The sequence below is a fragment of the Mycoplasma sp. 4013 genome (assembly GCF_054353875.1).
In genome coordinates, this window is the sequence record NZ_JBTHHK010000018.1 from 1 (window position 1) to 10,608 (window position 10,608).

Below are 10,608 nucleotides of genomic sequence, written 5' to 3' on the forward strand. Positions count from 1 at the left end.
TTAATAAAACAAAAAGATTAACAGAATTAATTGTTAATCTTTTTGTCCTACTTTATCATATGAATATGGTAAAATAAATCAAGGAGGAAATATGAATGAAATACAAAAATTAAAAGAAATGCAAGCAAGCTTACAAGTGTTTTATCAAAAAATTAATAACATCCACTGAAACATTAAAGGATTAGAATTCTTTGAAATTCATGCACAAAGTGATAAATTAAAAGATGATGTTTTAAATTTTGTAGATGAGATTGCTGAAAAAGTTGTTATGAAAGGTGAAGTCGCTTTAGGAAGTTATACAGAAGTGCTAGAAGCTTCTAAAATCACTGAATTAACTTCACAAATCTTTGATTATAAACAAGCTCTTAAAGTGCTTGTGAATGATTTAAAAATACTTTTACAACTTGCTGAAAGTTTTGAATGAAGCGCTAGAGTTCAACCTATTTTTGATGAAGTGCTATTATCATTAGATAAATGATTATGACAATTTGATGCGATGTCAAAATAGTATAAAAAATCCGGGGAACCGGATTTTATTATGCTTATTATAAGTTAGCAAAGTAAATAACTGTTCTAACAAGTTGTGATACATATGACATTTCATTGTCATATCATGAGAAGAGTTTATATAAGTTACCTTCTGACGATTCTTTGATTGAAGTTAATTTTGAATCAAATACTGATCCATGTGTTTCTTTAATAATATCAGAAGAAACAATTTCATCGGTTTCATATCTGAAACTTTCTGATTCTGCTGCTTTCATTGCTGCATTAATTTCTTCAACTGTAGGTTGTTTTTCTAATAAAACAGTTAAGTCTACTAATGAACCTGTAATTAATGGTACACGAATTGCTGAACCGTCTAATTTTCCTGCTGCTTCTTTAACTACTAAACCAATTGCTTTTGCTGCTCCTGTTGAAGTAGGAACCATATTTGCTGCTGCTGCACGAGCCCTACGTAAGTCTCTATGTGGAGCATCTTGAAGTCTTTGATCTCCTGTGTATGCATGGATAGTTGTCATAAATCCAGATTTAATACCAAAGTTATCGACTAAAACTTTAACCATAGGTGCTAATGAGTTTGTTGTACATGATGCTGCAGAGATAAGTGTATCATCACTTGTTAATTCATTGTGGTTTACATTAAATACAATAGTTTTAACATCTTTTTCTGATGGTGCAGAAACAACAACTTTTTTAGCACCCGCTTTTAAGTGTTTTGAAGCACCATCTCTTTTAGTAAAGAATCCAGTTGATTCAATAACTACATCAATTCCAAGTTCAGCTCATGGAAGATTTTCAGGATCTCTTTCTGCGAATACTTTAATTTCTTTCCCATCGACAACGATAGCACCATCTTTAGCTACTACTTCAACACCTAATTTACCAAATGCTGTATCGTATTTTAATAAGTGTGCTAGGGTTTTTGAATCTGTAAGATCGTTAACTGCAACAACTTCTAAGTTTGAATTTTGTTCTAATAATCTACGGAAAAATAATCTACCAATTCTTCCGAATCCGTTAATTGCTACTTTTTTCATATTTTACCTTTCTGTTAATTAAAATGTATATCTTGCATATTATAAACTTTTTTAAAATAAAAAATATAAATATATAGATATTATGGATTGATGAGGATGGTGGGAAATAGTTGTTATTGTTGCCATTTTATTATATTTAGATAATTTAGATAACTTGTTAAATTCTCTTACAAATATTTTTTATAAAAGTGAGTTGAATTTCGAAGAATTAGATTATAATTTTATCTTATATTCAATTTATTATTGAATTTATATACAACTTTTTATATTCTTTATTTAAATAATTTTGTGTGTATGAAAGTAAAATAATTACGACAACAATTAATATGATTATTCATAAATTTGTAAAATATATTGGTGTTTCTTTAGGTACATCGAAACTATTGATACTTCAATTTGGGTAACTTTCTCGGTGCCAATTTGAAAAGGCACTAATATTCATTAGTAGATTTAAATTAAACGGAGATAATACTAATACAAAAAGAATCATTAATACCACTAATAAAAAGAAAGATTTAAGTTTTTTTGTTAATTCAGATTTATTTATTATTGTAATTTTAACAAATAAAAATATGCTAATAAGAAATGCAGTTATAATAAAAACATAATTTAATACATTAATTCAATATTTCACCACATACACATCATCATATAAATAAAGAGAAGAAAGAAAAGTATCAATTAATAAATTAATAATTAAAATTACTAAATTCAATGTTACAAAAAATAATGCAGATATATTTAACGATTTAATGACTTTTAAATTAGATGTTTCTTTCTTGTCATTTGAAATTATATTAGAAACCAATGCACTTTCTATCTTAGGTTGTTGTAAAACTTTTTCCTCTTTTATAATTTCTTGTGTTTGTGCTTTCACTTTTGCTGGTTTTAATTTAACCATTGATATACCTAATAAAACTGTAATAGCAACCTGAATAAGCAATCCGATAATTGATATACCTGGTAATCAAGACACAGGTTGTGCAATAAGAATCAAAGCAAAATTTGATATAGCAAAAGCTCTTGTTTTTGCTATTGTTTCATCTTTTTTAGCATCTTGCAATGTAATTGCAAAAATTGATATCAACATTGCTATAACTGATAAATATATAAAGATGTTCATAATTGTAAATACTGCATATGGTATACTGCTTGTAAAGACATATTCAGGGTTATATGAAAGTCTACCATATGCATTTACTGGTGTATAAATTAAAATAGTTGTTATTAATCAAAATAACATAGTTACTGAACTTAACACCAAAGTTGATAAGTTCATTTTAAACAGGGTTAATTTTCTTGACATAGTTCCTTTCTTTCTTAATGATAGAACAAAAAAAAAAAAAAAACAGAAAGCCAAAAATGTGGGCAATTTTCTGTTTATTTGTGAAATAAAATTTGTATATTTTCATATTCTAATGAAAAAGAGATAAAAATACATTATGCAGATTGATTATTATGTTGTGTATTATTCACAACATCTTGTTCATTTGAATCAGCAGATCATTCTAAAAGTGTGTCTAAAACTATCGGAATACCTTTTGGATCTTTTGATTCATTAAGTTTTTTATTTAATGAATAAATATCACTGTAACCTTTGAAATAAATAGGATTCTTAGGATCTGTTGATACATAAGCAATAATTAAACTAAAGTGCTTATTGTTTTCTTTAGTCTTTTGTTTTTGGTATGCTTCTACATATTCTTTATAAGCATTTTTGATGTATTCTGTTTTTGCTGGAGCATTTGTTGTGCTGTTATTTTGATTTAATGCTTTTACTTCAATATGTATTTCATGATTGTTGTATTTAATGATAAAATCAACAAAAGATGTTCTTAGTTCCTGATCTGCGATGTATTCAAAACCAATTCCTTTAAAAGGAATGTTTTTAGTAAACATAATTTCTACATTATTTTTATCATCAGATTTTGCTTTAGAGTGTTTATTATCTCAAGCATTTAACTTCTCGATAAAAATTTTCTCAGGTACTGAATCATAAACAAGTTCTAATTTATTTGAATCCTTTTGATTTGGATCAAGTTTTTCTTTTTTATATGCATAATTATTATTAAAAATCTCTTGGGTTCGCTCTTCTTGTAAGATTTGGATGCGCTCTTTTAATGTTAATTTGTCATCAACAGTAAAAACTAAGTTATTTTGTTCATTTTTTTGTTTCTTTAAACTTTTCTTTAAATTAACAAAAACTGGTAATTTAATTTGAATAAATAGATATCACAGCATTGTGTGATTGATTTGCTGATTAAGTTTATTTTCAGTAAAGAAATTATTGATGTGTTTTTTAATGTTTTCATTTAAATAATCTTTATGTTTTTTGAGTTCTTTTAGGTTAAAAATTTCAATTTCAATTAAATTTTTAACCTTATATGTAACAAAGTGTCCATCACCATAATCTCTTTTTTCAGCTACAATAAATTTATTTTGCTTAAATTCATTTAGTATATTTTGATATTCTTTTGTAAAATCATCAACTAAAAACTTATTTATCTCATCGATAGCTTGTTTTTGATATTCATTTTCATCAACTTCATTTCATTTAACAAAGTTTTCTATATGCCCAGAGATAAAGGTTTTGTTTTTATATTTATCCTTAAGAACAAGTTTTTGGTATTGTTGATCTTTAATGTCTACATTACTATAAATATAGTATTCTAATGCAGCACTGTTTGCTGGTAAGTTGTCAACAGGAACAGGATTTCTTTTAATTCTTCCTAATGTTTGTGTATTTAGTGTCCCTGAATACACATTACGCAGTTGCACTAACATACAAGCTCTAGGAATATTCCATCCTGTTGCGGGTCCAATTTTGAAAATGATAACATCAACTGGTGAATTATTTCTAGAGATATCAAAAAGTGTATCACCACCTGCTAATCTAATATTAGAATCTATTACAGTAAAACAATCAGATTTAGTGTTATCAAAATATTTAACTCATTTTAAGTTATTTTCTTCTAATACTTTGATAATCATATCGATGTTTTGATTAAATTTTGCACTTTTTTCTTTGTCTTTGCTATCGTTATTAACTTGAATTAGCATCGCTGCATTGATTCCGATGAGGTGGGGTTGATTGATGTTATCATTGTATTTTTGTTTGATTTCTTTAAACTTTTCACAAGCTTTTCTTAAAATGATTTCATCATCTAAAACATCTAAACTACTAATGTTGACATTATAGTTCTTTTTAGTTTTTAAAAGTTGTATATTATCATTTTGTAAACTTTGATGTTCAAGTTCCACTAAGTTTTCACCACTCTTAGGTGAAGCACTCATTTTTACCACAAATGCGGCAGCTGATTGCATTTTGGCTTCATAATTCTTTTCTTCTTCAGATTCGCGGATTTTAATGTCTGCATCTCCTCCGTGGTGTGCTTCATCGCGGATGTAGATAAGTTTGTATTTATTGTTTCTAATTTGATCTAAAAACTTATCTACTGCTCCGTAGATGGTATAAAGACTTTTGGCTGTAAATGATGAACTACCAGCAATAAAAACATTGTTTTCTTCAGCAAAAAACTCAAATGTTTGTTCGGTCTTCTTAGTTTTTGCTTTAGCAGAAGGGGATTCAAGTCGTTTGATTACCAAGTCTTTGTTTTTGATGTATTGTTTGTAATTATTAAAACTCTTTTCAAGTTGTTGAGGTAAACAAGCAGTTGAGAGAGTATTTATATAAAATACTAATTTTTCTTCAGGGTTATCTTTTGATCACTCAACAAGATGATCGATAAATTTAAAATCATAAAAGTTTTACCAGAACCTGTTGGTGCTTTAAAAATTTGATAATCAACTGTATTGCTTTCTAAACTTGAAATAGCATAAGAAGTTAGTTCGCTAACAACTTCTGTTTGTGAATTAGTTAGTTCCATTATTCTCCTTTAATTTTCTTTGGATTTTGTAATTTGTTGATATTCTTCTTCATTTAAAGGGATAATTTATTATCTTGTATTAACAAATATTCAGTTAGCTTACCATTTTTTCTAAATTAGAATATTCATATGCTAATCAAAACATTTCACTATCGATTCCGTTAGTTAATAATTCTTTATCTAAAATATTTTTTAGTTCGGTTGTTTTGTATGCTTTAATCATTTTTGACTCCTTGTATTGTTTATGCTTTATCTTTCTTGTGGATTTAAAGAAAGTAAATCATTTAATAAATTCTTTATATGATTTTGATTATTTATATCTAAATTAGGTATACCAAAATCTTTTAGTAATTGTATAAGTTTTTTAATTATGTTATCTGTCTCATCCTTAGTATCAGGTGAAACATCCATATATTCAATGTCGTAGACATTTAAATTCGTTTTATAAGGTTTGTTTTTGTTGATTCATTCAAAAGTTTGATTATCTGTAGAATTACCTTTGTTTATTCTATACAAACGTTCATAATTAACATTTTTTGCTATATTGTTTTGATTATTAGTTACAAGTGTATATGTTCTATTACCACCATCTTCTCTGTTTAAATCTAAAACAGCATGACCTGTGGTTCCGGAACCAGCAAAGAAGTCAAGAATGCGAGAATTGCCGTCTTTTTCAACAAGTTTTATTAAATGTTTTATTAACCTTACAGGTTTAGGTGTATCAAAAGCATTTTTATATAAAATTTCATTAATTTCGTTTTTTGATTCGTGAGTATGTCCCACCACTTCATAGTTCAGTATAGTTTTTGAAATAAGATCTGAAACTTCGTGCAAGTATCTTTTTAATGTTGGTCTTTTATTTTCATCATCAGGTAAAACAATTCTGTTTTCTTTTATGAGTTCATATATTTTTTCTTTATTAAATATTCAGCCTGAATTTTCAGGACACTTATAAGTTTTATTATTTCAGTAGATATCAAATTTATTTTTTGAGTTTTTAGTTAAATCTGTTAGTTTATAAAATCCTTTTTCGTCTTTATCTTTGTAACGTGAATTAATTTTTTCATTTCTTTTTAATCTATTAAATTTTTTTAACTCTTCTTTATTCTTAGCATAACTTAAAATATAATCGTGATTAACGGAAACAAACTTATTATTATTCTTTGGTGAATAATTTTTTTCTCAAATAAAATTAGCAATAAAATTTTCTTCACCAAAAATATCGTCCATTAAAACTTTTAAATAAGCTTGTTCACTATCATCAATAGAAACAAAAATGACTTCATCTTCTTTAATAAGTTTCTTTGCTAATCTTAATCTTTCATTTATTAGATTTAATCATCCATTTCTAGAGAATTTGTCTCTGTACGCAAATTTTCCGTTATCAATATTTTCTTTGTCGTTTGCAATTCCGTTCCCATCTTCATAAGAACTTTCAGTGTTATAAGGAGGATCGATATAAATTACATCGTAATTATATGTAAGTCCCGCTCTCTCTCTCTCTCTCTCTCTCAATTACTATTAAATTCTTTAAAGCATCATAGTTTTCGCCAATGATCAAACAATTATCTGTTGATTTAGAATCTTTAAATTTAAAAGATAATTTTTCGTTCTTTTTAAGCAAAGCAATGCTTTGGTTGTTGCTCTCGGGAGCAACATCGAAACGAAACCCGATTTTTATTCTTTGAGCGATAAATTGAAAAATGTATTCTAATTCATTATCATTAAATCTTTTGATTATCTGCGCTGCCCATCTTTTTTGATCTGTGTTTAATTCCTTAGAAGAAATTCTATCTATTTCCTTTAAATATTTTTCTTGCAACTGTGTTAAAGTTTCATCAGATGTATTTATTTCTTTGTTCATAATTCTCCTTATAAAATATATGTAAATATTTTACTACATATTGATTGGTAATTGTTTAATAAATAACATTTCTATTACTTTCTATTTTTACCTTTACAAATATTACAACTAATAACACTGTTATTACAACATGAATTGCTAAGGAAAAAGTGCTTATCACAGGAACCCAAGCAAAAGGAAAGGCTAGTATTATTAAAGAAAATATACTTATACAAAGTCTTAAAATTGATTTACTTATTATTTGGTTTTTAAATAACTTCATTGATATTACAAGCATTATAATAATCATTATTGTTATACTGATATATATTAATGATGCAAGAATTTCTGGTAGACTAAAAATGATAATAGCATAGAAATTTGAAGAAATCAGCAAAGATGAAAAATTAAACTCTATTGATCCTTTATATGGTACAAAATTCCATGATAATGTGAAATAAGATGTAAATGCTCACAATGCCATACATACTAAACTTAAAACAAATGATGCAATTGCTAAATGAAATAATAATTTTCTTTGTTTCATATATTCCTAACTTTACATATTATAAATGAATATATGTAAATATAATAACACTAGGATTTAATCCTAGTGTTATATTTAAATGGTATTATTGGAAATTTTATTAATCTTTCTTTTGAATGAATTTATCAAAATTAACACTATTCTTGGAATATGAATTATTACTATCAAATTGTGTGTTATTAGCATAGCCGGAAAATCTGTTGTCCGAATAACTATATTGTTCGAATTTTGTATTTATTGAACTTTTATTATTCTTCAATCTTGCAATAGATATCGCTAATAAAACAGTAATAACAATTTGGATAATTAATCCAATTAACGATACAACAGGTATTCACGAAACAAGCTGAGCACCAAGAATTAAAGCAAAATTTGAAATAGCAAAGTTTTTAGTTCTTGCTATGGCTTCATCCCTTTCGCTTTCTTGTAAGGTTATTGCAAAAATAGATATCAACAAACTAATAATTGTTAAATATACAAATAAATTTAATATCGTAAATATAGTATATGTTATAGATGGACCAAGTAAAGTAATCCAATTAAATCCAAATCAACCATAGTTTATAATTAATAATAACACTGATGCAGTTGTTATAATCCAAAATAGCATTGTAATTGAGGTTAATATTAAGGTAGCAAGGTTTAATCTAAATAATAATCTTGTTTTTTCTGTCATTTTTCCTTCTTGTTTGATTTTTAATTTAACTTTATATATGATAAAGCAAAAAAAAAAAAAAAAAACAGAAACCACAAAAAATTTGTGGATTTTTATTTATTTATGGAATATGAATTTAATATTTTCACATTATTAAGAATATATAAAAAATCGTTTATACATAGATGTATAAACGAAACAAAATTTCTATTTTTTATCTTGGATAGCAGTAACTCCAGGTAGTTCAAGTCCTTGCAATAATTCTAAACTTGCTCCACCACCAGTTGATACATGTGAGAATTTATCTGACATTCCAAGTTTTTCAACAGCAGCTACTGAATCACCACCACCTACAACTGAGTAGCAATCTTTTAGTTCTGCTATTGCTTTACATACGGTAAATGTCCCATTACGGAAGTTTTCAAATTCAGCAACACCAACAGGGCCGTTTCATACAACAGTCTTCGCTCCCTGAAGAGTTTGTTTAACTAATTCTAAAGATTTAGGACCGATATCTAATCCCATATATCCATCTTTGATTCCCCCAGCATGGAATTCTGGTGTAACATCTTTAAATTCCTTCGCAACTGCATGATCAACAGGTAAAACAACTTTATCTTTGTATTTAACTAAGAAATCCTTAGCAAGAGCAACAAAATCGTTTTCTACTAATGATTCACCAATTGCATAACCAGTAGCCTTTAAAAATGTATATGCCATACCGCCAGCAATAACCATTTTGTCAACTCTTTGAATTAAGTTTTCAAGAACTTGGATTTTATCTGATACTTTAGCTCCACCTATAATAGCAACAAACGGATGTTCTGGATTGTTCAATACTTTTTTAAGGGATGTTACTTCTTTTTCCATTAAATATCCTAAAGCAGATTCGCTCATATTTTTAGATATTCCAACATTTGATGCATGTGATCTATGTGCAGTTCCGAATGCATCATTAATGAATACATCTCCTAATGATGCTCAGTATTTACCAAGATCTGGATTGTTTTTGCTTTCTGCTTTATCATTTAAATCTTCAAAACGGGTGTTTTCAACCATCAAAACATCACCTGGTTTCATTTGATTAATAGCTTTTTCTAATACTTCACCTTTGGTATAAGGGACAAAGATAACGCCTTTGTTTAATAAACGAGATAATTCAGCAGATACTGGTCTAAGTGATTTTTCTCTTAAATCATCTTTTGACTTAATTCTTCCGAGGTGAGAGAATAATATGGTTTTACCACCATCGCTGATAATTTTTTGAATAGTAGGTAGTGCTGCTGTAATTCTTTTAGTAGAATAAATAATACTGTCTTTTAATGGAACATTAAAATCCACTCTAACTAAGACTTTTTTGTCTTTTAAAACAACATCATTGATTGTTTTTTTCATATATACTCCTATATCTAAGTTATTATTTATTTAATTATAATAAAATTCTGTTGTAATTGAAAAAATAACAAAAAGAATTTCAAATTTTTATTAAATTATAAAATCTTATTTAAAGACTAACAACAAAATGGTAGAATTATAATATCTTATAAAAAAAAGATTATTTTATATACTTTTTGTATCAATAAGTAAAATAGATAATCTTTATTATTAGTTTAATTATATTTTAAAAGTTAATAATTGTTAGGAGTTTTAATATGGATATTAAAAAATTAGAAAGAAATGATTTAATTAATAATATAGGAAAAGAACAATATACAACAAACACCGAGGCTGGTGAATTTTCTTATATTTCTATTGTTGATAAAGATTCAAAAGAATTCAAGGAAATTCAAGAGAAGATAAAGAGATCTAATGGTGCCTACATTGTTGATTTAAGATTTGAACATATTGAAAATATTTCATTAATTATTGAAACAAAATCAAGAAAATTTAAAAAAGAGGATTACGAACAATTAGAAGAATATTATGCATTAGAAAGAATTTATAGACCAAATAATAATGTTATAGCAGTTTTATTTAATTTACAAAATCCAGAAACTGCTTTTGTAAAAGTTTATGATAAAAAGAATAATAAAGAAACTACATTTAATAAATTTGATTATAATAAAAAAATATATGAATATTAAAGTAGGACAAAAAGATTAACAATTAATTCTGTTAATCTTTTTGTTTTATTA

General features: G+C 26.5%; 12 protein-coding genes. 2 read left to right on the forward strand and 10 right to left on the reverse strand.

All coding sequences use genetic code 4. The annotated features are described in order from the left end of the window. Positions 1-91 precede the first annotated feature (91 nt). Positions 92-508: a Dps family protein gene (locus ACXYRO_RS04080; protein WP_458598184.1), complete on the forward strand. Its 417-nt coding sequence runs from the start codon at positions 92-94 to the stop codon at positions 506-508. A gap of 37 nt (positions 509-545) precedes the next feature. Here ACXYRO_RS04080 and gap read toward each other — a convergent pair whose 3' ends face one another. The 10 genes from gap to ACXYRO_RS04130 form a co-directional block, all read right to left on the reverse strand. Beyond that, complete coding sequence (gap, locus tag ACXYRO_RS04085) at positions 546-1,541, reverse strand: type I glyceraldehyde-3-phosphate dehydrogenase (RefSeq protein WP_458598186.1); 996 nt, start codon at positions 1,539-1,541, stop codon at positions 546-548. A gap of 226 nt (positions 1,542-1,767) precedes the next feature. Further along, the gene (locus tag ACXYRO_RS04090) at positions 1,768-2,847 is read right to left on the reverse strand and encodes a hypothetical protein (protein ID WP_458614394.1); all 1,080 of its coding nucleotides are present in this window, start codon (positions 2,845-2,847) and stop codon (positions 1,768-1,770) included. A gap of 134 nt (positions 2,848-2,981) precedes the next feature. Beyond that, complete coding sequence (locus ACXYRO_RS04095) at positions 2,982-5,147, reverse strand: hypothetical protein (RefSeq protein WP_458614395.1); 2,166 nt, start codon at positions 5,145-5,147, stop codon at positions 2,982-2,984. Between the two features lie 92 nt (positions 5,148-5,239). Continuing rightward, a complete protein-coding gene (locus ACXYRO_RS04100; RefSeq protein ID WP_458614396.1) occupies positions 5,240-5,428 on the reverse strand; it encodes a hypothetical protein in 189 nt (62 codons plus the stop codon). Positions 5,429-5,522: 94 nt separating this feature from the next. Next, positions 5,523-5,651 (reverse strand): hypothetical protein, encoded by a 129-nt coding sequence (locus ACXYRO_RS04105; RefSeq protein WP_435129165.1) that lies wholly within the window; start codon positions 5,649-5,651, stop codon positions 5,523-5,525. Between the two features lie 26 nt (positions 5,652-5,677). Beyond that, positions 5,678-6,943, reverse strand: a complete 1,266-nt coding sequence (locus tag ACXYRO_RS04110) for a site-specific DNA-methyltransferase (RefSeq protein ID WP_458614397.1) — start codon at positions 6,941-6,943, stop codon at positions 5,678-5,680. After that, positions 6,903-7,292: a hypothetical protein gene (locus ACXYRO_RS04115; RefSeq protein ID WP_458614398.1), complete on the reverse strand. Its 390-nt coding sequence runs from the start codon at positions 7,290-7,292 to the stop codon at positions 6,903-6,905. Before ACXYRO_RS04115 ends, ACXYRO_RS04110 begins: the two co-directional genes overlap by 41 nt. Before the next feature lie 55 nt (positions 7,293-7,347). Then, positions 7,348-7,818, reverse strand: a complete 471-nt coding sequence (locus ACXYRO_RS04120; protein WP_458597925.1) for a hypothetical protein — start codon at positions 7,816-7,818, stop codon at positions 7,348-7,350. A 100-nt stretch (positions 7,819-7,918) separates the two neighbouring features. Continuing rightward, entirely contained in the window at positions 7,919-8,494 is a 576-nt protein-coding gene (locus ACXYRO_RS04125; RefSeq protein ID WP_458614399.1) for a hypothetical protein, read from the reverse strand. A gap of 186 nt (positions 8,495-8,680) precedes the next feature. Then, positions 8,681-9,868, reverse strand: a complete 1,188-nt coding sequence (locus tag ACXYRO_RS04130) for a phosphoglycerate kinase (RefSeq protein ID WP_458614400.1) — start codon at positions 9,866-9,868, stop codon at positions 8,681-8,683. Between the two features lie 257 nt (positions 9,869-10,125). Between ACXYRO_RS04130 and ACXYRO_RS04135 the strand changes: the two genes are divergently transcribed. Continuing rightward, positions 10,126-10,557: a hypothetical protein gene (locus tag ACXYRO_RS04135; RefSeq protein ID WP_458614402.1), complete on the forward strand. Its 432-nt coding sequence runs from the start codon at positions 10,126-10,128 to the stop codon at positions 10,555-10,557. Positions 10,558-10,608: the final 51 nt, after the last annotated feature.